The organism is Mesorhizobium sp. M2E.F.Ca.ET.209.01.1.1 (assembly GCF_004010375.2).
Classification (GTDB): domain Bacteria; phylum Pseudomonadota; class Alphaproteobacteria; order Rhizobiales; family Rhizobiaceae; genus Mesorhizobium.
In genome coordinates this window covers 1-303 of the sequence record NZ_SADP02000983.1, presented here as the reverse complement: position 1 = coordinate 303, position 303 = coordinate 1, and the positions used below count along the sequence as shown (strand labels likewise).

Annotated in this window: 1 pseudogene; it reads right to left on the bottom strand. The window is 72.3% G+C overall.

Annotated elements, in window-relative coordinates:
• Positions 1-303 (bottom strand): annotated as a pseudogene (locus tag EN852_RS42015) (hypothetical protein); the annotation flags it as partial.

Below are 303 nucleotides of genomic sequence, written 5' to 3'. Positions count from 1 at the left end.
CCTGGATCGGCGGGCTTGGCTCACTCCGCGCTGGCGTGCCCTGGGCTTGGCTTGCGGAGATGGCAACCGGCGCGGATGGCGGCGCGGCGCCGTTCTCGTCGCGCGCAAACACCTTGCGGCCGCGCCTGCGCTTGCGGCGCTTGCGCGTCTTGCCCTTCGGCTGCTCGCCTTGATGATCGGCCTTTCCCTGGCCGGTATGTCGCTGATCGGCATGTCTGGCATGCGCGCCCGCATGGCGGCTGAATCGCCCCGCGGGCGGGCCCGCCGATTGCGTCGGCGATGCCCCGGACATGCCCACTGCCG